Origin of the sequence: Haloechinothrix salitolerans, from assembly GCF_042662605.1 — a bacterium.
Lineage (GTDB): Bacteria > Actinomycetota > Actinomycetes > Mycobacteriales > Pseudonocardiaceae > Haloechinothrix_A > Haloechinothrix_A salitolerans.
This window is the reverse complement of sequence record NZ_JBHSXX010000001.1, coordinates 821,171-842,750: the sequence shown is the minus strand read 5'-3', so window position 1 is coordinate 842,750 and position 21,580 is coordinate 821,171. Positions and strand designations below refer to the sequence as shown.

At 66.6% G+C, this 21,580-nt stretch carries 16 protein-coding genes and 1 riboswitch; of the genes, 1 reads left to right on the top strand and 15 read right to left on the bottom strand.

Annotated elements, in window-relative coordinates:
- Window positions 1-158 precede the first annotated feature (158 nt).
- Window positions 159-2,192, bottom strand: a complete 2,034-nt coding sequence (gene dacB / locus ACFQGD_RS04000; RefSeq protein ID WP_345400855.1) for a D-alanyl-D-alanine carboxypeptidase/D-alanyl-D-alanine endopeptidase — start codon at window positions 2,190-2,192, stop codon at window positions 159-161.
- Between the two features lie 158 nt (window positions 2,193-2,350).
- Between dacB and ACFQGD_RS03995 the strand changes: the two genes are divergently transcribed.
- The gene (locus tag ACFQGD_RS03995; protein WP_345400852.1) at window positions 2,351-2,866 is read left to right on the top strand and encodes an inorganic diphosphatase; all 516 of its coding nucleotides are present in this window, start codon (window positions 2,351-2,353) and stop codon (window positions 2,864-2,866) included.
- Window positions 2,867-2,957: 91 nt separating this feature from the next.
- Here the strand turns inward: ACFQGD_RS03995 and ACFQGD_RS03990 are convergent, their stop codons facing one another.
- The 14 genes from ACFQGD_RS03990 to ACFQGD_RS03925 all read right to left on the bottom strand — a co-directional run bounded on the left by ACFQGD_RS03990 (window position 2,958) and on the right by ACFQGD_RS03925 (window position 21,577).
- On the bottom strand, window positions 2,958-4,226 hold the full coding sequence (locus ACFQGD_RS03990) for a serine hydroxymethyltransferase (RefSeq protein ID WP_345400849.1): 1,269 nt from the start codon (window positions 4,224-4,226) through the stop codon (window positions 2,958-2,960).
- A gap of 17 nt (window positions 4,227-4,243) precedes the next feature.
- Window positions 4,244-4,326: riboswitch (ZMP/ZTP riboswitch) on the bottom strand.
- A gap of 34 nt (window positions 4,327-4,360) precedes the next feature.
- The gene (locus tag ACFQGD_RS03985; protein ID WP_345400847.1) at window positions 4,361-4,885 is read right to left on the bottom strand and encodes a gamma carbonic anhydrase family protein; all 525 of its coding nucleotides are present in this window, start codon (window positions 4,883-4,885) and stop codon (window positions 4,361-4,363) included.
- 9 nt (window positions 4,886-4,894) lie between these two features.
- Window positions 4,895-5,845 (bottom strand): DUF998 domain-containing protein, encoded by a 951-nt coding sequence (locus ACFQGD_RS03980; RefSeq protein WP_345400845.1) that lies wholly within the window; start codon window positions 5,843-5,845, stop codon window positions 4,895-4,897.
- Window positions 5,846-6,051: 206 nt separating this feature from the next.
- Window positions 6,052-10,782 (bottom strand): DNA polymerase III subunit alpha, encoded by a 4,731-nt coding sequence (dnaE, locus tag ACFQGD_RS03975; RefSeq protein ID WP_345400842.1) that lies wholly within the window; start codon window positions 10,780-10,782, stop codon window positions 6,052-6,054.
- A 388-nt stretch (window positions 10,783-11,170) separates the two neighbouring features.
- Complete coding sequence (locus ACFQGD_RS03970) at window positions 11,171-11,983, bottom strand: hypothetical protein (RefSeq protein WP_345400839.1); 813 nt, start codon at window positions 11,981-11,983, stop codon at window positions 11,171-11,173.
- 230 nt (window positions 11,984-12,213) lie between these two features.
- Complete coding sequence (locus ACFQGD_RS03965) at window positions 12,214-13,416, bottom strand: M15 family metallopeptidase (RefSeq protein ID WP_345400836.1); 1,203 nt, start codon at window positions 13,414-13,416, stop codon at window positions 12,214-12,216.
- A gap of 2 nt (window positions 13,417-13,418) precedes the next feature.
- Window positions 13,419-13,886, bottom strand: coding sequence for a hypothetical protein (locus tag ACFQGD_RS03960; protein WP_345400833.1), 468 nt, complete (start codon window positions 13,884-13,886; stop codon window positions 13,419-13,421).
- Window positions 13,887-13,932: 46 nt separating this feature from the next.
- Window positions 13,933-14,640 carry an ABC transporter ATP-binding protein gene (locus ACFQGD_RS03955; protein WP_425557364.1) on the bottom strand — a complete coding sequence of 236 codons (708 nt, stop codon included), beginning with the start codon at window positions 14,638-14,640 and terminating at the stop codon, window positions 13,933-13,935.
- Window positions 14,640-15,443 carry an ABC transporter ATP-binding protein gene (locus ACFQGD_RS03950; protein ID WP_345400830.1) on the bottom strand — a complete coding sequence of 268 codons (804 nt, stop codon included), beginning with the start codon at window positions 15,441-15,443 and terminating at the stop codon, window positions 14,640-14,642. The genes ACFQGD_RS03955 and ACFQGD_RS03950 overlap by 1 nt, the downstream gene beginning before the upstream one ends.
- Window positions 15,430-16,698 (bottom strand): branched-chain amino acid ABC transporter permease, encoded by a 1,269-nt coding sequence (locus ACFQGD_RS03945; protein ID WP_345400827.1) that lies wholly within the window; start codon window positions 16,696-16,698, stop codon window positions 15,430-15,432. The genes ACFQGD_RS03950 and ACFQGD_RS03945 overlap by 14 nt, the downstream gene beginning before the upstream one ends.
- Window positions 16,695-17,591, bottom strand: coding sequence for a branched-chain amino acid ABC transporter permease (locus tag ACFQGD_RS03940; RefSeq protein ID WP_345400824.1), 897 nt, complete (start codon window positions 17,589-17,591; stop codon window positions 16,695-16,697). The genes ACFQGD_RS03945 and ACFQGD_RS03940 overlap by 4 nt, the downstream gene beginning before the upstream one ends.
- Window positions 17,588-19,054, bottom strand: coding sequence for an ABC transporter substrate-binding protein (locus ACFQGD_RS03935; RefSeq protein WP_345400821.1), 1,467 nt, complete (start codon window positions 19,052-19,054; stop codon window positions 17,588-17,590). Before ACFQGD_RS03935 ends, ACFQGD_RS03940 begins: the two co-directional genes overlap by 4 nt.
- Window positions 19,054-20,169 (bottom strand): hypothetical protein, encoded by a 1,116-nt coding sequence (locus ACFQGD_RS03930; RefSeq protein WP_345400818.1) that lies wholly within the window; start codon window positions 20,167-20,169, stop codon window positions 19,054-19,056. Before ACFQGD_RS03930 ends, ACFQGD_RS03935 begins: the two co-directional genes overlap by 1 nt.
- Before the next feature lie 235 nt (window positions 20,170-20,404).
- Window positions 20,405-21,577, bottom strand: coding sequence for an ROK family transcriptional regulator (locus ACFQGD_RS03925; RefSeq protein ID WP_345400815.1), 1,173 nt, complete (start codon window positions 21,575-21,577; stop codon window positions 20,405-20,407).
- Window positions 21,578-21,580 lie beyond the last annotated feature (3 nt).

Below are 21,580 nucleotides of genomic sequence, written 5' to 3'. Positions count from 1 at the left end.
CCGTGTGACGCTACCCGTTTCGGTGGGTGTCGCGCGGCGTCCCATGCTTCGGTCGGTGGGGTAGGTGGCGAGTTGATCACGTCTACTCGCGCTGTTGCGCGAATACGTCACGTTCGTCCGATTTCCTGAACAATACCGCGAGTAGACGTGATCAACTTCTAGCGGCAGCCGCAGCCGCGGAGCGCCGACGCGACGGCGTCCAGCGCGGGCCGCGCGGAGCTGGGGCCGGTGCCAGACGACATCAGGGAGAACACCAGCAACCTGCCGCTCTTGGTCAACACCACCCCGGCGAGTGTGTTCACCCCGGACAACGTGCCAGTCTTCGCCCTGACCCAGCCGTTGCCGGGTGATTCGCGGCCGTACCGGTCGATCAGCGTGCCGGTGCCACCCGCGACCGGCAGCCCCGTCAGCAGCGGTCGCAGCTTCGCCGTCGTGGGGTCGGCGGGGTCGCCCGCCGCGGCGGCGATGATATCCGTGAGCAGTCGGGCGGGAACCGCGTTCTTCGAGGACAAGCCGCTGCCATCAGCGAGCGTGACCCCGGAGACGTCGAACCCGGCGTCGTCCAGAACCCGTTTGATCGCCGTCGCCGCGCCACCGAACGAGGCCGGTTGGTCGTTGGCCAGCGCGACCTGCCTGGCGACCGCCTCGGCGAGCACGTTGTCCGACGCGGTGAGCACGTCGGCGATCAGCACCGTCAGCGGGGCGGAGTACACCTCGCCGAGCACGGTGGCATCGCGGGCCGAGGCCGACGCCGAGCCACCAACGCTCGCGCCGAGCCGCTTGGCGAACTCGGCGGCGAGGGCCGCCGCGGGGTCGCCGGTACGGGGTGCGTCCTCATTGGACAAGCTCGTCCGCCCCCCGTCGAGCATCACCGGCTCGATCGGTGCGGCGTATGTCGACGGCGCGTCACCTGGCTCCCACCCTGGCGCACGACGACCGCCCTGGTAGGTACTGGTGTCGAGATACACGGTGTCGACGTCGCCAGCCGACGTCCGCACCTGTTTGACCAGGTCGTTCAGCCGGGCGGCGTCGGTGTAGAGCGTGTCCTCGCCCTTGCCCGCCGAAGACAGCGTCGGGTCGCCACCCGCGACGAGCACCACCGAACCCGGGTCAGGGCCGTTGACGACCCTGGTGGTCAGGGTGGCGGTGTGATCGATGCTGAGCAACGCGGCCGCCGCGGTGAGGACCTTGGTGGTGGACGCTGGCGGCAGCGGCTTGTCGGCGTCCCGCTCCCACAACGCGGTGCCGGTCACCGGGTCGACGACGCTACCGGACAACGTGCCGAGCGCTTCGCTACTCGCGGCCTTCTCCAACGCGGCGCTCACGCCTGCTGGCGTAGGTGCGCGAACGGCCTCCTCGGGCCCCATGAGGCTGCGGCTCACCGCGACCGGCTCCGGCGGCGGTTGCTGGGGAGCGTTCGGCGCCCACGGCAGCGCGAGCCGGTTGGCGACGTCCGGGACGACGAGCGCACCACCGACCACGCCAAGGAGCAACAGCACGACGAGGGTGATCACGAGGGGTTTCTTGCCGCGACGGCGCGCGCCGATGACGTCCGCGGCTGAGACTGTGGCGGCCGCGTCGGGAGTGGAGCCAGCGGGGTCAGTAGCACGGTCGGTCGCATGGTCGGGCGATTCGACTGCCGAGCCGCGGTCATCGTCCGCGTCGCGCGTGCCGCTGGGGTCAGCATGGTGCGGTGCCGCCGCGGTATTCGGCGCGCCGCCGGCCGGCGCGTGCTCCGGGTACGGGAGCGCGTCCGTCGCCGCATCGAAGTCGTGGACGGGGTGGCTCTGCCACCGCGGGTCAGTGTCCTCCTGTGACGGGCCGTCCGTGTAGCTCCGCGCGCCCCAGCGGGATTGCCGTTGCGGCTCGATGCGCTGCGGCGCCGCGACCGTCGGTGCGGGTGGCACCGGAGGGGGTTGTTGCGGCCAGTGCGGTTGGTGCGGGTGCTGGCCCGGCCCTGGCCCAGATCCTTGTGGCCCGGGAGCGGGTCGCTGCGGCTGACCATACGGCTGGTCAGGGCGCTGCCCCTGTGGCGGAGGGGGCTGCGGAAGACGTCCCTGCCGCGACCCGGCGTGCCCCTGCGGAGACGACGCCTGTCCCTGCGATGGTGAGGACGAGTGCGGTGGCGCGATGGCGTCTTGGTCGTCGACCGGCCAGCCCCCTGTGCCGCGATCGCCCGATTCCCCTGTCACCTACGTCTCCTCTGCCACCAGCCATCGCGTCCCCAGGAAGTGCATGGTCCACACTAGTAGCGAGACCATCGCAGAGACACGCGCGAGTCGGCCGCGAGCGCAGGCGCGCCCTGGGACGCGGGCACGCGCACCTAGACATCACAGACTGTGGAGACGCCGTGGAGTTCGACGTAACGATCGAGATCCCCCGTGGGGAGCGCAACAAGTACGAGGTGGACCACAAGACCGGCAGGTTGAAGCTGGACCGGACCCTGTTCACGGCGACGCAGTACCCGGCGGACTACGGTTTCATCGACGACACGCTGGGTCAGGACGGCGACCCGCTCGACGTCCTCGTGCTCGTGCAGGAGCCGACATTTCCCGGCTGCCTGATCCACGCGCGTGCCATCGGCATGTTCCGCATGACCGACGAGAAGGGCCCGGACGACAAGGTCATCGCGGTGCCGTCGGAGGACCCCCGGCTCGAGCACCTTCGTGACATTCACCACCTGAACGAGTTCCACAAATTGGAGATCCAGCACTTCTTCGAGGTCTACAAGGACCTGGAGCCGGCCAAGAGTGTCGAGGGCTCCTCGTGGGTGGGCCGCGTCGAGGCGGAGACCGAGATCAAGGCTTCGTACGAGCGCGAGAAGGACCGGCTGGAAAAGCTGGCCGCCTCGGGCGAGTCCCACTGAGCCGCGCCGCGGCGAATGACGCTTTCACTGCGTTGGGTTCAGTGAAAGCGTCATTCACGTCGTTGAGTGCAGCGACCGCGTCGTCAGCGCGTCAGGCGGCGTAACCGGGGATCGGATACTCCGCCAGTAGCTCGCCAACCTCGGCGGACACCGTGTCGATGACGCTCTCGTCGCTACGCGCGGTCGCCGTGACCACGCGGTCGATCCACTCCGCGATCTGCGGCTGGTGCTCCGGCCGAAGCCCGCGCGTCGTCAGCGCGGCCGTGCCGATTCGGATGCCGGACGGGTCGAACGGCTTGCGCGGGTCGAACGGCACGGTGTTGTAGTTCAGCTCGATCCCGGCCCGGTCCAGCGCCTGCGCGGCGGGTTTACCGCCGATCTCCTTGCTGGTCAGGTCGGCCAGGATGAGGTGGTTGTCCGTACCGCCCGAGACCAGGTCGAAGCCGCGCTCCAGCAGCGCGTCGGCTAGGGCCTTGGCGTTGGCGACGACGTTGTGCGCGTAGTCGCGGAAGTCCGGCCGGGACGCCTCGCCGAGCGCGACGGCGATCGCCGCCGTCGTGTGGTTGTGCGGACCGCCCTGCAAGCCGGGGAAGACCGCCTTATCGATGTCCTTGGCGTAGTCGGCGTCCGTCATGATCATCGCGCCGCGCGGGCCGCGCAACGTCTTGTGTGTCGTCGTCGTGATGATTGGCGCGTGGCCAACGGGTGAGGGATGCGCACCGCCCGCGACTAGGCCAGCGATGTGTGCGATGTCCGCGACCAGCACGGCATCTACCTCACGGGCGATCTCGGCGAACGTGGCGAACTCGATAGTCCGAGGGATCGCCGTGCCACCCGCGAAGATCAGCTTGGGCCGCTGCTCCCGCGCGAGTTCGCGCACCTGGTCGAAGTCGACGCGGCCGGTCTCCTTGCGCACGCCGTAGCGGACGGCGTTGAACCACTTGCCGGTGGCCGACACCGTCCAGCCGTGGGTGAGGTGGCCACCGTCAGGCAGCGCCATCCCCATGATCGTGTCGCCAGGCTTAGCCAGCGCGAGATACACCGCGAGGTTGGCGGGCGAACCCGAGTAGGGCTGGACGTTGGCGTGGTCGACGCCGAACACGGCCTTGGCGCGCTCGATCGTCAGGTTCTCCACCTGGTCGATGACCTGCTGGCCCTCGTAGTACCGCCTGCCCGCGTAGCCCTCGGAGTATTTGTTCGTCAGCACAGTGCCGGTTGCTTCAAGCACCGCCCGCGAGACGTAGTTCTCTGACGCGATCATGCGGATCTTGTCGTGCTGGCGTCGCGCCTCGGCCTCGACGAGGTTCGCGACCTCGGAATCAGCGGCGGTCAGGGCGGGCAGCGGAGGCTCATGGGACATCGCGTACTCCTATCTCGAACGGACACCCAGGCGCACGGTGCCCGCTGATAGCCGCTCCCCGGTGGTGCTCCACCTTCTCGCGCCAGTCGCTCGTCGTCCCGATGCTAGTGCGGCGGACGGTGTCTTCGCGACGTCTATTCCTCGATCAGCTCTACACCGTCCCGGTGACGCTTGGCGATCTCCTGGTAGATCACGGCGTTGTACTCGACCCAGCCCCGCGCGGTGTCGGTGAGCGGCACATGCTTCTTGGCGGGGGCGCCCATCGCGATGACCTCGCCGGGGACCTCGGAGTTCGGTGTCACGACCGCACCCGCCGCGACCATCGCCTTCGGGCCGACAACGGACTGATCCAGCACCGTCGAGCCGTTCCCGATGAGCGCCTGCTCGCCGATGGTGCAGTCGTGCACAAGGCACATGTGCCCGACGGTGACGTTCTTGCCGATCTCGCAGACGCCCTCGTTGACGTGCACGACCGTGTTGTCCTGGATGTTGGCGCCCTCGCGGACGATGATCTTGCCGAAGTCGCCACGGAGCACAGCGCCGTACCAGATGGACGCACCTGCCTCGATGACGACGTCCCCGACCAGGGTCGCGGTCGGTGCGATCCATGCATCGGCGTGCACGGTCGGGCTTTTTCCCTCGAACGAGTACATAGGCATAAGTGCACGTTAACCCGGGACGGTGGGTAACACCGACCCGGTACGTTCCTCCCCCGCCGTGTCCGACACTCGTGCACGCGTGTCCTGCGCTCGTGCCGTTGTGTCCTGCGCTCGTGCCGTTGTGTCCTGCGCTCGTGCACGCGTGTCCTGCGCTCGTGCCGTTGTGTCCGACACTCGTGCACGCGTGTCCTGCGCTCGTGCCGCCGTGTCCCTCCTTCCGGACGTCGTGTTGCGCATTCGGGCACGGTGCGCCGCCTGGCAGAGACGTCCCAGGATGGCCAGATCCACGACGACCAGTAGCCGCTGGAACAAGCCTCGGAGGTCCTGCATGGCCTGCGGCATCACGGCGAGATGGCTGAGCAGAAAGACAACGAGCAAGCCAGTCGCCACCAGCCCGATGGCGAGTAGCCACGCGTCATGCCCGCGCGTCGTTGCCGCCAATACGGCCGCGATCGGCACCGCGATGAAGAGGGTGACTGCCGCGTACCGGTGTATCTCGGCGGTCAACGAGAGCGGGAAGTCCTCGTCCGTGGGGAACACGGCGGTTCCGATAGCGCTGATGACGATCACGGTCATCGTCCAGCGCAGCCAACCGGTGCCGAGCAGTCCCGTCCGCGCGAGGCCGAGCGTCGCACCGGCTCCGCCGATGGCGATGAGGCCAACCGCGACGGGGAACATCCAGCCAACGCCGTCGGCGAGGGCGTAGTCCGACATCGGCTCCCGCAACGGGTTCAGCGACGCGGGCGCGAGCGCGTGCAACACGACGAAGAACGCGGCCGCGCAGCCGAGTCCGGTGAAGCCGAGTGCGACCGGGGCGACGACGTCGACAGACGCACGCCCCACCAGGTGCGTGCCCGCACGCACGCCGGTGATCGCAGCTCGCGCGATCGTGGTCGAGGCGCTGTAGATCGCGGGGGGACGAGCGAGCAGTCGAGACGGAATTACCGCGTGAGTTCCCACGAATCCGACAATGCCGACCCGAAGCTGAGCGCAGTATCAGGAAACGCCCTGGTTTAGCCCTGGACGCACCCCGAGACGTCGTCAGGGACGGCTACGGCGTGCCGCGTATCGGGTACGCGACGTCGGGAACGGGGGACACGGTGGCGGGAATGCAGGACACGGCGGCGGGAGTGTCGGACACGCGTGCGGGAGTGTCGGACACGGCGTTAGACGTTGGCCGTGATCCCCGGGATAGCCTTGAGCTCGCCGACGAGGGCGGAGCTGGGGCTCACCGAGAAGGCGTCAAGGGCGAACATCGTCTCCTTGTCGTCACTGAGCAGCTTGAGGTGTACGGGCGTCTCACCCTTGTGGACCTCGAGCGTGCGTTTCAACTCCGTGACGACGCTCTTGTCCAGCTTGTCGGCGGCGGCGAGCAACACGAACGGCGGCTCGTCGTGTCCATCCTCGATGCCGGACAAGTCGAGCGGCACGACACCGCCACCGAACACCGACATCCTGTCCTCGCGCCAGTTCACCCTGCCTTTGACGACGACCGCGTTGTCCTCGACGAGATCGGCGGCGAACAGCGCGTATGACTTCGGGAAGAAGAGCACCTCAAGCGACGCGTCCAAGTCCTCGACCGTGCAGATCGCCCAGGGCTCACCCTTCTTGTTGACCCGCCGCTCCATCGACGTGATCAATCCGGCGACGACGATCTCGCCTTCCTTTGGCGGATCCTCCAAAATGGCCGCGATGGGCTTCGGCGCGTTCTTGCGCAACATGCGTTCCGCGCCGTCAAGCGGATGCGCCGACACATACAGGCCGAGCATCTCCCGCTCGTAGGCGAGTTTCTGTTTGCGCGGGTACTCCTCCTCGGTGAACGTCAAGTGAGCCAGCGGCGAATGCCCCGAGTCGGTCTCCTCCTCGGCGCCACCCGCGCCGAACAGGTCGAACTGGCCCATCGCCTCCTGTCGCTTGAGCGGCACGACCGCGTCGACGGCGTCCTCGTGGCACTGGATCATGGCTAGCCTCGTGAGGCCGAGCGAGTCGAACGCACCCGCCTTGATCAGCGACTCCACCACACGCTTGTTACACGCGACTAGCTCCGACTTGTCGAAGAAGTCGACGAACGAGGAGTACTTGCCCTTCTCCTCGCGGGTCTTGATGATCGACGAGACGACGTTCGCGCCGACGTTGCGCACCGCGCCGAGCCCGAAGCGGATGTCGTCACCGACCGCGGCGAACCGCTCGGCCGACTCGTTGACATCCGGGGGCAGCACCTTGATGCCGAGCCTGCGGCATTCCGCCAGATACACCGCCGACTTGTCCTTGTTGTCGGCCACCGACGTCAGCAGTGCCGCCATGTACTCAGCGGGGTAGTTCGCCTTGAGGTACGCCGTCCAGAACGACACCAGGCCGTAGCCAGCGGCGTGCGACTTGTTGAACGCGTACCCGGCGAACGGGAGGATCGTGTCCCACAGCGCCTGAATCGCCTCGTCCGAGAAGCCACCCTCGACCAGGTCGCTGCCCTGCATCCCGTCGCGGAAACCCTCGAACTCCTTCTCAAGGACCTCCAGCTTCTTCTTGCCCATCGCGCGCCGCAGCACATCCGCGCGACCCATGGAGAAGCCAGCGACCTTCTGCGCGATCTGCATGATCTGCTCTTGGTAGACGATCAGGCCGTAGGTGTCGGCCAGGATGTCGCGCAGATGCGGTTCCAGCTCGGGGTGGATCGGCGTGATCTGCTGGCGACCATTCTTGCGGTCGGCGTAGGCGTTATGGGCGTTCATGCCCATCGGACCCGGCCGGTACAGCGCGAGCACGGCGACGATGTCGTCGAAGCCGGTCGGCTGCATCCGGCGCAGCAGGTCACGCATCGCGCCACCGTCGAGCTGGAACACGCCGAGCGTGTCGCCACGCCCGAGCAGCTTGTAGGACTCGGGGTCTTCCAGGCCGAGGGTGTCGAGGTCGATTTCCTCGCCCCGGTTGGCCTTGATGTTGTCGATCGCGTCGCCGATGACGGTGAGGTTGCGCAGGCCGAGGAAGTCCATCTTCAACAGACCGATGGCCTCACACGACGGGTAGTCCCAGCCGGTGATGATCGCACCGTCATCGCGCTGCCACAGCGGGATGGCGTCCATCAGCGGTTCGCTCGACATGATGACCGCGCAAGCGTGCACACCCGCGTTGCGGATCAGTCCCTCGAGTCCCCGCGCGGTCTCGAAGATCGTCTTGACCTCGGGGTCGGTCTCGATCAGCGTGCGAACCTCGGCGGCCTCGGGGTAGCGCTCGTGCTCCGGGTCGACGATCCCGGCCAAGGGGATGTCCTTGGCCATGATCGGCGGCGGCAGCGCCTTGGTGATCTTGTCCGCGATGGCGTAGCCGGGCTGCCCGAAGTGGACGCGCGCGGCGTCCTTGATGGCGGCCTTGGTCTTAATGGTGCCGAAGGTAATGACCTGCGCGACCTTGTCCGAGCCGTACTTCTCGGTGGCGTAGCGGACCATCTCGCCGCGACGGCGGTCGTCGAAGTCGATGTCGATATCGGGCATCGACTCGCGCTCGGGGTTGAGGAACCGCTCGAACAGCAGACCGTGCGGGATCGGGTCAATGTTGGTGATGCCCATCGCGTAGGCGATCAGCGAACCCGCCGCCGACCCACGACCAGGACCGACGCGGATGCCAACGCTCTTCGCGTACGACACGAGGTCACCGACGACGAGGAAGTACGCCGGGAATCCCTTGTCGCTGATGACGCCGATCTCAAGTTTCGCGCGATCGATGTACTCCTGCGGCACCCCGTCCGGACAGCGCCGCTTGAGGCCAGCCATGACCTCGTGCTCGAGCCAACTCGACTCGGAGTGCCCCTCGGGAACTTCGTACCGCGGCATCCGGTCTCGATGGGCGTAGACGTCCTCATATGACTGCACCCGCTCCGCGATGAGCAATGTCGAGTCGCACGCGCCGGGCACCTCGGCGTCCCAGTACTCGCGCATCTCGGCGGCGGACTTGAGGTAGAAGCCGTCGCCGTCGAATTTGAAGCGATTGGGGTCGTTCAGCGTCTTGCCGGACTGCACGCACAGCAGCGCGCCGTGCGCGTCGGCCTGGTCCTTGGTGACGTAATGCGAGTCGTTGGTCGCGAGCGGTTTGATGTCGAGCTTCTTGCCGATCTCCAGCAGACCCTCGCGCACCGAACGCTCGATGCGCAGGCCGTGGTCCATCAGCTCGAGGAAGAAGTTCTCGGGGCCGAAGATGTCGCGGTACTCGGCGGCGGCCGCGAGCGCCTCGTCGAACTGTCCCAGCCGCAGCCTGGTCTGCACCTCGCCGGACGGGCAGCCGGTCGTGGCGATGATGCCTTCGGCGCGCTCGGCGATCAGCTCCTTGTCACAGTTGTGGACCGCGAAATCGGTTACATAAGAATGATCTTCCGCTACCTCGATGTTGTAGACGTACCCGGAGTACGACTTTCGCAGTACATCCTTTACGGGCTTGTAGACGTAGTCATCATCACTCAGCGTGCGCCGATACCGTTGCGGGTTCTCCGGACGGAAGTTGGCGCGATAGCTCTGCGCATGCCTACTGCTTCGTACCGGGTGCTTATACGTACCGACGAAGTCCGCCGTCAGCCGCGCCGCCAACGTACGCATCTGCCAGTGGAGTTGTTCGGAAGTTTGCTGGAGGCTAACGACCTCGGGGCGAGTCTTCGACCCGTCACCGTCGAGCACGCCTCGGAACGCACCCGCCATGAAGGATTCAGGAGCGTCGAAAACGAAGCCTGGAAGGTGCTTCTTACTCGCAGCGTGACTGCCGCAGAGCGACTTGAGCAACTGCGCGAGCAGAGTGGAGCTGACCGAAACCTCGACGCCATGATAATCGTCGCCACGCCGCTTGCGCACCGTCGCTTGCCGGTCGGTATACCGCTCAATCAACTTGCAGCACGCGTCCACGAGGTCATGCTCGTCCTCGTGGAAATACCAGGTCACCGCATGTCCGCGGTCGACAACACCCTCCGCGACGTAGAGGCCAAGGAAGTAGCCGAAGTCCGCATCTAGCTCGATCTCGTCCGGCAGAGTTGCGTAATGGTGGGTAGGCCCCATTCCTTTTCGCGGAGATTCGGAGAAGAAGGTACCCGGCTTGTCAGGGCACGAACTCCAGTTCACATAGTCGGCCGTGCGAATCGACGTGACCTCGGGACCATCAGCTTGCACCCGAGGCAGGCACACCCAACTATTCCAGTTGTCAGCCTGCTCGCGAGTGCCGGTTCCCGGCCGTCCGGCGACGACGTCACGCGCTTCGACCCATGTCCTACTGCCATCACGGCTGCGAATGAGAACCGGGTGCTCCCCTGTCATCCAGGTCACTCGCCCATATCGGCCGCTGAGATCAAGGCCGTAGATCTCACCCTCGTGGTGATTACGCATGACCTCAGTGACGGGCCGGAATCGGCCTTGATGCGTCAGCACCTCATCGCCTACCTGGACATCCTCGATCCTCGTCATACCGTTTCTGGTCACAATCTCCTGACCAGCCAACAGACAGCGAGGCTTGCGGTAGTAGCCCTCGATACTGGCGATGGACGACAGCGCGAAGAGGTTCCGTAGGCCGGTCGCGTTCTCGGCGACCATCGTCATGTGGGTGTAGGCACCGGCACCGGAGACGTCGCCGCCCTCGCCGAACTCGTCCGTGCCCCGCTGATTGCTCTGCCCCCAGAACACCGGCTTCTTGTGGTGACGGCTTTGCGGCGCGACGTACGCCTCGATGCCGATGATCGGCTTGACACCGGCCTTGACCGCCTGCTGATAGAACTCGTCCGCGCCGTACATGTTGCCGTGGTCGGTCATGCCGACCGCCGGCATCTCCAGCCGTTTGGTCTCCTCGAACAGCGACCCGATCTTCGCGGCGCCGTCGAGCATCGAGTACTCGGTATGCACGTGTAGGTGGACGAACGAGTCCGTGGACACTTCGACGACCCTCCCAGTACTCGTCTCGATTGAGATGCCGACTCACTCTAGTCCGGGGCCACGCGCCGCTGTATGAGGCGCGCCTGAGGTTGTCCGAATCCAATCTGCTAGGGCGACCGGAGACGGTAAACCCACTGGTCAGGACGCCGTCGTGCCGTCGATCAACTCCCGGATTATGCCGTCATGACCACTGGGTCCGCCGCGGTCGCCGCCGCACGTAGTTGATCTTCTTTACTCCTTGAGTGACCAGCAGAACCGGACAATCGGAATGAATTTTGGTAACTGAGGGAGCAAAGGAGATCATCTCGGACGGACAGCAGCGCTCCACCGACGCGACTCGGCCCCCACCGGCGGAACCAGTGGGGGCCGAGCGGGTTGGTCAGGGTGATTACTGCTTACGCAGCACCCGCAGGCCAGCGATGGTGCCGACACCGGCGACCACGAACAGCACACCGGCCCAGATGAGCCAGCTGCTGCCGAAGCCGGTCACGGCGAGGTCGTCGCTGTCACTGACGTTGTCGACGACCGGAGCATCGGTGGTCGACGTCGTGGACGCCGGGCTAGTCTCCGCGGTCGTCGACGTGGTGTCGGTGGTGGTCCCCGGAGGGGTAGTCCCGGACGGTGTGGGCTCACTACTCGACGGAGCAGGGCTGGACGGCTCAGACGACGGCGCCGGGCTGCTCGGCTCGGAAGACGGAGCGGGGGAGCTTGACTCCGATGGCGGCGTGTTGTCGACGCCGCAGATGTACCAGTGGCTGATCTGCGGAACCTTGCCCTTCTTAAGCGGTGACCGCAGGTCCTTCCACGGCGGGTTCTCATTGAGCGCTACCCCGCCGTCGCCTTCCTCGCCAGGTATGTAGACGTTGTAGCCGTCGGCACCCTTGACGACGATCCCGGTGACATCGACCTCGGGATCGACGGACAAGATGTCCAGGTACCTATTGTCTTCCAGCTGGCCACGCTCATACGTGATCCGCTCGGTGTATTCGCCGTCATCCTCATCGAGGTACGCGATGAGCTCGCCGCTCACGCCGATATCCTTGCAGGTCTTAGCGTTTTCTTGCCCGGTATATGAAGTGGCGCGGGGGTCTTCTTTCGCGTCCTCAGTCGCCTGGGCCGCGGTCGCCGCGCCGAGGCTCAGGCCGACGGCCAGTGGGAGCGCGAGCACGGCCGCGCGAACCCGGTTCTTCTCGAAAGCCATGATGTTCTCCGTCAGGGGTAGGAGTTCACGGGCGACCACGTGCACACGAATCCGACATGCGCGTGATCAAGGTGGGCAGCAGTATGGCGCACTCCAAAGAGTGAAGACACTTGGGTCAAATAACACGTTGAGTAGATAAAGTTCTGCTAACGGTCACTCAAAAAGCCGGGATTGGCTGTAACGACGAGTGAATCGGTGTCACATCGACTCGCCTAAACTCGCCCCGATTGTCACCGAATGATCGCGGCCAGCTCGAAATGCATCGGATCAGTCCACTGCCAATCGCCGCCCCAGGCGAACCCCCATTTCTTGAAGATCCGCACAACCCGTCGATCAATCTCACCGACCGTACCGCGATGGTTACCGGATACGTTGAGATCCACCGCGATACCCCAGGTATGCAGCGAAAGTCCCCGATTCGGATCGCGGCCGATGAATCGGGGCACGTAACACCCGCCGTAGTCGGCGGGGTTGATCGTGTCCGCGAGTCCCTTGTCGACGATCTCGCGCAATGCGGCGCGAAACTGCGGCAGCATGACGCGGTGGCAGGTGACGTCACCCAGGATTGGCACCCTTTCGGTGATGATGTTGGCCCGCACCCAGGACGCTTCCGGCTCCACGGTGCCGTCTGGGAAGTATCGATAGCTGAACGAGCCCAGCGAGTCCGAGCCCGCGCCACCAGTCAGGTACGCCGCCCGGCGAGTGCCGGACGACGGAGGCGGATCCGACGTCAATTCCTGCATCGTGCCGCGATCGCCAAGCAACTTCGTGAGCGCCGCCGACACGTCGTCCCGTCGCGTGTCGTCGATCGCGAGCAGCATCGCGTTGTGCGGACGTATGCCAAGCTGCTCGCCTCTGCGTTCGTTCACCACGACGTCGATGCGCGGCACCGTGGTGGCGTAGGCGCCGACACGCATGTCGACGTCATGCTTCCCGGCGCGCAACCCGACGTTCCCACCGAGCGGCCGGTCCAGGTCGCGGCCGATCTCGTGGCTGAGAACAGCATCGCCCGCGGCGACGGCCTGCCACACGGGGTCGGAGGTGGCGGTGTGCTTCACGGTGAAGCGCCGGTAGCCGCCGCTGTCCACGGCGGCCACGGTCACCGAGCGCTCTCCGACCGGCACAGACGCGACCGACAACGGCTCCGCCGCCCGCACCCCAGGCAACTCGCCGATCTTGTCGCGCAAGCCACTGGGAAGTTTCTCGTCGCCGAGCACGAGGATGTCCGGCGTCCGCAACGTTCCACGGAGCTTCCCGGGGGCGGCCACCGTCGTCTCAGGGCCATCCGCGACCTGCGGTGCGACGACCGGAGAATAGTCGACCGACTCTGGTGGCTTGTCCGAGACGGCGTCGTACACCCCACAGGAGGACAGGCCGGCGGCGAGCGCGCACGCGGGCAGCGCGGCCCGCACAACCCCAGAGACCCTCACCATGCTCAGTTTGTCAGCTGGCCAGTCCTCGGCGGCGAGCACACCCGGCAGGGCGACAGGCCGCGCGTGATGACGTCCTCGATGCGGACCAGCTCGGCCTCGTCCCGCGCCTCTGGCAGGTGGCAGTCGACCCGGTGGTACGACGACTCACCCGCGACGACGAACCCGGTGAAGCCGACACCACCCGCCGCGGCGGCCGCCGCGGCGCCCCGCTGCTCTGTCGCGGCGGCGAGCCGGTCGAGCGCGGCTTCGATCTTGGCGCGGTCCTGTCGCTGGTTTTGCACGATGATCATCGCGGCACCCACGATGACGATCGCCAGCCCGATCACGCCACCCGAGATCAGGTACGGGAACTGGGCCATGATCACGTTATGGCTAGCGGCACCGTTCCAGCCGAGGAACATGACGACGAAGCCGACAAGGCACAGCAGCACACCGAGCTGCCCGCCGAGGCGACTGAGGTTGGTCTGCACGTCTTCTCCTTGTTTCTCGCGGCCCTACACGGCCTGTCACGGCCTATTACGCCCCGAGGTACGCCTCGCGCAGGTTGACGTCCCGCAGCTCGTCACCCACGCCGGTGTATACCAGGGTCCCCTTCTCCATGATCAGCGCTCGGTCGGCGAACGGGAGCGCTCCCGCGTTCTGCTCGACCATCAGCACCGTCGTTCCGTCCTGTTTGATGCGCGATGTCACCTCCCACACGGTGCGCGCCACGGTCGGCGAGAGGCCGAGTGACGCCTCGTCGATCAGCAGCAGCTTCGGCCGCGACATCAACGCCCTGCCGACCGCTAGCATCTGCTGCTCACCACCGGAAAGCGTGCCCGCGAGCTGACCCTCGCGTTCAGCGAGCCGGGGGAAGTAGTCGTAGACCAGCTCCAACTGGCGCTGCACGGCCTTGCTCTGTCGCCGTCGCGTCCACGCGCCGAGCCGCAGGTTCTGCTTCACCGTCAGCCGGGGAAACACCCGCCGTCCCTCTGGGCAGAGCGAGATCCCGCCAGCCACCCGCGCGGACGGCGATCGGCGGCCGAGGTCCTTGCCGTCAAACACGACGTGTCCCGAGCGAGGCTTCACCAGACCGGCCACAGTGGACACCGTGGTGGTCTTGCCCGCGCCGTTGAGCCCGAGCAGCACGCACAGCTCGCCCTCTTCCACGGTGAAGTCGATGCCGTGCAGCACAGGGAAGGCGTCGTAGCCGACCACCAGGTCAGACACTTCGAGCAGCGCCATCAGACGTACTCCTCACTCGCCACATCGGCAGGATCCTCGACGGGTTCCTCCCCCAGATAGGCCCGGACGACCTCAGGATGATTGCGGACGACGTCCGGCCTGCCCTCCGCGAGCACCTCACCGAAGTTGAGGCAATAGACGTAGTCGGAGACCTGCGTGACCAGCGGTACGTGGTGGTCGATCATCACGATGGTGATGCCAAACTCTTTGCGCAGCTCAAGCAGGGTATCCCCGAGCGCGTGCGCTTCCTCCGGTCCCATGCCGGAGCCGGGCTCGTCGAGCAGCAGCAGGTCGGGATCCGTAGCGAGCACCGTGGCGATCTCGACCCGTTTGAGCACGCCATACGGCAGGTCCGCGACCCGCGCTTCGGCCACATCGGACAGATCCATCAGTTCGAGCAGTTGGTCGGCCCGCTCCCGCAGCCGGGCCTCCTCGGCGAACGTGGCTGGTCCGCCGAGCATCCCCGCCCACGGGTCGTAGTTGGTCTCCAGGTGCTGTGCGGTCACCAGGTTCTCCGCGACCGTGGTGTTCTTGACCAGCCCGACGTTCTGGAACGTCCGGCCGATGCCGAGCGCGGTGCGCTTGTGCACCGGCAGCCGCGTGATCGGCTTGCCTCGGTACCGGATCTTCCCCTTGTTCGGCCGGTAGAAGCCGGTGATGCAGTTGAACAGCGTGGTCTTGCCAGCGCCGTTCGGGCCGATGATGCCGACGATCTCCCACTCGCCAGCTTCCATGCTGACGTGGTCCAACGCCCGCACCCCGCCGAACTGGATGTTCAGGTTGCGCACCTCAAGCACGGACATCGGTCACCTCCACTTCGGTCACCTTGCCCGCGTGCAAGTCGAACTTCTTGCCGCGCAGCCACTGCGCGATCGGCGCGACCTGCTGGCCGATACCGCCCGGGTAGAGGGTGATGGTCAGCAGCAGCAGGATCGGCCCGATGACCAGCCCGAAGAACTCGGCGGGCAGGCCGATGGTGCTGTCGAGGATGCCTTCGAGGTGCAGCAGGTGCACCAGCGTGCCCTCTTCGAGCAGCGCGAACACGACCGAGCCGATGACGACGCCGACGCGGTTGCGCAGCCCGCCGACGACCGTCATCAGGATGAAGATCAGCGCGAGCTGGAAGTTGAACGTCTTGGGCACGAGGAAGGTGCTCTGCTGTGCGAGTAGCGCGCCGCCGATGCTGGCGAAGATGCCCGACACGACGAATGCGAACAGGGTGTACGCCTTGACGTCGATGCCGTAGGACGACGCGACCCTCGGGTTCTCCCGCAGCGCCTGCAACGCCCTGCCGCCCTTGGACCGCATCAACCGCCAGTCCACCCACAGCACAGCGGCGAGGAACGCGAGGCACAGGTAGTAGAAGGTGTAGTCGTCCTCGAAGCCGAGCGGGCGGGGCACGTTCTTGCCGCCCTCACCGCCGGTGAACGCGGTGATGCCGAACAACGTCTCCTCCGCGAACAGGCCGTAGGCCAGCGTCACCAACGCGAAGTACAGGCCGGTGAGCCGCAGCGAGATCGCGCCGAGCACCGCAGCCTGCACTCCGCCGACGGCCGCCGCGATCGGGACGGCGACCCAGAACTCAAGCCCCATGTCGACGACGACGTAGGCCGACACGAACGCGCCGACCCCGACGAACGCCTGATGGCCAAGCGAGATGGTTCCGGTGTAGCCGATCAGGACGTTCAGCGACAGCCCGATGATCGCGAAGATCGCCGCCTTGCTGGCGTGCCCGACGTCGGAGACACCGAGCTCGAACGGCGAGAGGAAGTTGCCAGGCAACGCGAACACGACCCACGCGAGCAGCGCCCAGACCAGCCCGCGCGCGACCCAGCCGCCGACGCCAGGTCGGAACGGCGCGACGTCGTCGTCCACCTGGTCCGCCACGACGGGCGGCAGCTCGCGGGTGCTTTCCGCGGCACCGTCCGGGGCCGCGTCGGGCGCGGTCTCGGGCGCGCTGACGGTCGTGGTGATCTCGGTCGTGTCGTCCGTTGTGGACACCGAATCCGTGTCCGACATGGGGTTGTCCCGATCGGACATCGTCTGGTGTTCGGTCACGCGGCCACCGCCTTCCGCACGAACAGTCCCTGCGGGCGCAACAGCAGCACGACGAGCAGGAACAGGAACAGCATCATCGCACCGCCGCCGGAGACGTCACTGAGGATGCTCAAGTTGCCGAACTGCTCGATCACGCCGACGACAAGCCCACCGAACAGCGCGCCAGGCATGCTGCGCATTCCGCCGAGCACGGCTGCCATGAAGCCCGGCAACAGCGCGGCGCCCGCGCCGAAGCTGAGGAAACCGGCGGTAAACGTCAGGTTCGGCCCGGATAGCACCCCGGCGAGCCCACCGAGCAGCGCCGCGATGCCCCAGGTCATCATCGACACCCGGCGCACGCTGATGCCGACAAGCTCAGCGGCGGTGCCTTCCTGCTGCGCAGCCTGGATGGCCAGCCCTGACGGTGAGCGGAAGAACACCGCGAGCGCGAGCGCCACCACTATCAGCACGACCAGCGTGATCAAATGCTGATAGGTGATCGCCGCACCGAACGGTTGGAAGGCCACGCCTTCCACGATCTTCGGCATCGACCTGATCGGCTGCTCGTTGCTCTGCCAGAACTGGATGCCGATCGCCGCGAGCGCGACACCAGCCGTGCCGACGAGCAACGTCACCCGCGAAGAGTTACGCAAGGGGTGGATCACCAACCGCTCCGTCGCGAGCCCCATCCCGAGCGCGCCGGCGAGTCCGAACAGGAATCCGGCCCAGTACGGCCAGTTCCACAGCTCGACCCCGATGTAGGCCACGAACAGCCCGGTCGTGCCGAACTCCGCCTGTGCGAAGTTGAACACGCCCGACGCCCGGTAGATCAGCACGATGCCCAGCGCGACGAGGGCATACACGCTGCCACGGAAGACTCCGTTGACGATGGCGATGCCTAGTTCGGTCGTCATTTGACGTTAAGCCGTTCCGTGAGGAAGCGGTTCTGCCCGCAGTCGGCCTTGAGCAGGTGCATGGCGGTACCGCCGAATCGGCTCTTACCGAAGTTGGACGCGGGGTAGACGTTGTTGTCGAACGTCTTGCCGCTGTCCATCGCGGCCATGAAGCTTTGCCTGCTCAGATCCTTGCCACCGGCCTTGAGGATCATGCTGACCAGCTTCTCGACGCCCCAGATGGCGATACCGATGTCGTCGGGGTCGGAACCGCCGTTCTTCTTGCGGTAAGCGGGCTCGAAGTTCGGATCAAGCTCGTTGATCTTGTCGAGCTGCGGGAACGACGAGAAGAACTGCGCGTTGTCCAGCTGCGGGCACCCACCGGTCGCCACGATGTTCAGACCGTTGGTGTTGCCCGGCCCCATGAACCGGACGCTGCATGTCATCGACTTCGTGACGTTGATGAGCCCGCTCGGCGATGCGTTCCACACGACGGCACTGACGCCGCTGTTGCAGATCTTAGCCGCGATCGTGGGTGCCTCGGACTGGATGTTCTTCGGCACACGGTCGGCGAACTCCAGGTTGTCACCGATGGCCTTCTCCAGCGATCCCTTCTGGCGACCGAAGTAGCTGTTCAAGCTGTCGTTGCTGGCCACGAGCAAGCCCACTGTGTCGCCACCGAACTGCTTCTTCACCAGGTTGGTGATGAGCGGAGCCTGCTGCTCGTAGGTCAGCGACGCCGCGTAGTAGGTGCGCAGCCGCGACAGCGGGCCGAGGCCCGGGCGCGTCTCGTGCACGCCAGCCGACACGTACGGCACGCCGACCGAGTTGGCGTAGCGGGCGCAGGAGTCGATCTGGTCGGAGCCGGCGCCGCCGATCAACATGAACACCTTCTGCTGCTCAGCGAGGTCCTTGCAGACCGCCCGCGCGCGGTTGGGGTCGAAGCCGTCGTCGCGGAACAGCACCTCTAGCTTGCGGCCGTTGATGCCGCCCTTGCTGTTGATGTAATCGGCATAGACACCGACGGCGTTCTCGAACGAACGCTGCGGGAACGCGGCCGCGCCGGTGACCGGCGCGTGGATGCCGATCTTGATCGTGCTGTCGGAGACACCCGTGGTGTCGCCGGGACCGCCGGAGCCACCACCATTTCCGCCGTTACCACCAGCCTGGCCCCCAGTGCCACCGGTCCCTCCGGTGCCGCCAGTGCCAGTCGTGCCGCCGGAACGAGCGGCGCCGACCTGCTGCTGGCCAGGCGCGGTCGCGCCGGGGATGGAGTTCTGCCCCGTGCTGCCCGGCTCGCCGGGAACGGCGCCCGGCTGACTGGGCACGCCTGGCTGGCCAGGCACGACGCCCTGCTGACCGTAGGCACTGCCAGGCCCGTAAAGCTGACCGACGCCCGGCTTCTGCCCGCACGCGGCGACCAGCGTGAGGGCCAGCGCGGCCAGCACGGCCGCCGCCCGCTTCGTTCGTTGGCGCGGCAACATCAGCGCACTCCTTCCGCGGTCTTGGTGCCCGTGCTCCGGAGGCGCTCCAGCGCCTTGCTGACCCCTCTGCGCGCCAGGTGAGCGTTCGGCTCACCGGCAGGGCCGAGCGCGAGCATCATCAGGTAGGCCACGCCGAGCATGAGCGGGGCCAGTACCCACGCCCCCGCGGGAATGGCCTCAACGGCAGACGGTGCGATCAAGAAAGGCTGGTTACCCGCGGCCTGTGGCTGCGGCGGTTCCTGCTGTGCTTGTGCGGCGGGAGCGGGGGCGTCCGCGGCAGGTGGCACGGTGTCCATGCCGACGGACGACGCCGTCGGAACCCCACCCGAAACTGGAGGCCCCGAGCCAGCATCCGGCGTCCCGGCGCTGATGTCGATGTCCGGCTCGCCGCTGTCACCGGTGCCTGAGGCGTCGGAACTGGTGCCGGGTGTGGACTCGAAGGACGTTCCGACGCCGTCCCTAGCGGGGCCGTCGAAGACCACCTGGAAGCTGGTCGGCTCATCTACGTCCTCAACGAGGACGATGGAACCGGACGCCCGCTGATCCGTGCCGAGCCACGTCGCGGCGAACGACGTCAGGTCGAACGTCCACACGCCGTTCTCGCCACGGACACCTTCCACGCAGCCCGCGTCGTCGTAGTCGGGGCGGGCCTGCCAGTTCGCCGCCTCACCATCGGTCCAGAACGCCTCGGTCACCTCGCAGGCGACCACCGTCGTGTCCTCGGCGTCGGCCGCGGCGCTGGCACCGGGTTCCTCGGTCTCACGCAATGACAGCTGAAACGACGACACCAGCGCACCTGGCTCGGCATCGAAGGCGAACTCGATCGCCGACACCTTGTCCGGTTCCCCCAGATAAGCGGCGACCGGCAGGGTGCCCTCGGGCACGTTCCTCGGTGGAGGGGGTGGCGGGACCGCGTCGGTGACCGCCCGCAGCTCCTGCGGAGTCTCGCTGGTGTCGTTGGTCTTCCACCACCAACCCGTTTTGGTGACGCTGGAGCCGGACATGGTGCCCGGTTCAGCGGCCGGTACCTCCGCGAACGCCGCCGTCATACCGGCGAAGCCGAAGCCGAGGCTGAGCGCGAAGACCAAGCCGGTCATGCGCCGAAGGGCCGTCATAGCAGTAGTTCCTTGTCCTGTTCGTCGATCGCACGTCGAACGGGACAACGATTCACATCCCCACGGGATACTGGTTGGTAATACAAAATTGAGTCGCCCGAACGGAGCAGCTAGCCAACCCGCGCGGGTGAACGGGCAATCGCTGCGTGGGCTTCCTGGGGCTGTGACTGTTCCATGTCCGGTTTCGTCCGGTTTCGCACGCAACAACCCCAGGAACGTCCGCGGAGTCGTCCGGCTAGGACAGCAGTGCGTCCACCGCGCGTCGCGAAAGAACGTCATCCAGGATCAGGGTGGCGCAGGCACTGATCCCGGCCTGCGCGTGCAGCTCGCTCGGCTCGATGCGGAGCGTTCGCGTGGCGGTAGCGGTCGCGCGTTGGTAGATCACCTCGCGCATGCCAGCCACGAGTGGCTCGTAGGCGTGTGCGAGGTCGCCGCCCACCACGATCAATCCGGGATTGAGCAGGTTGACCGCGCCAGCGATGACCTCGCCGATGCGCCTGCCCGCCTGCCGCACCAGCCGCAGCGCCTCCGGGTCGCCGGAACGCACCAGTTCCGCGACCCCGAACGCATCGGTGACCGGCCTACCAAGCGCGGAGCACTCGGCCGCGAGCACCCTTCCGCCCGCGACGGCTTCGAGGCACCCCGTGTTGCCACAGTGACAGGAGACGTCATCGGCGTCGCACACCTTGGTGTGGCCGAGTTCGCCCGCCGCGCCGAGTGCACCGCGCTGCAGCCGCCTGCCCGCGATGAGGCCCGCGCCGATCCCGGTGGAGGCCTTGATGACCAGGAGGTCGTCGACATCGGGATGCCTGCGATGCTCGGCGAGGGCGAGCACGTTGACGTCGTTGTCCACCCGCGTCGGTACACCGAACCTGGTTGTGAAGTAGTCCGCGACGGCGACGTCGCCCCAGCCGGGCTGCACGGCGGGGCTCAGGCTGGTCCCGGTCACGACGTCGATGGCACCAGGCACGCTCACCCCGATACCCCACAACGTGTCGCGAGGCCTGCCGGACTCGGCGAGCAGCTGATCGAGGTACTTGACGGCGTTGCTGAGCAGCACGTCTGGCCCGTCCGCGAGGTCGACGGCGAACTCGGTCTCGGTGAGAACGGTGCCGGCCAGATCGCAGACGGCGAGCTGCGCCCTGCTCGCGCCGAGCGCGGCGGCGAGCACGGTGCCGCCGTCGGCGTGAAACCGCAGCCGCACCGGGGGACGTCCGCCGGTGGACACTCCCTCGGCACGCTCGACGACGAGCCCCTTGTCGAGTAGCTGCGTGACCCGCAGGGTGACCGCCGTGCGGGACAGGCCGGTGAGCCGTCCGATGTCGGAGCGCGTCGCCGCCATGCCTTGTCTGATCAGCCGGAAGACCTCACCGACCGACGCACCCGCCGCGCTCGCCCGTCGTGCCACGTA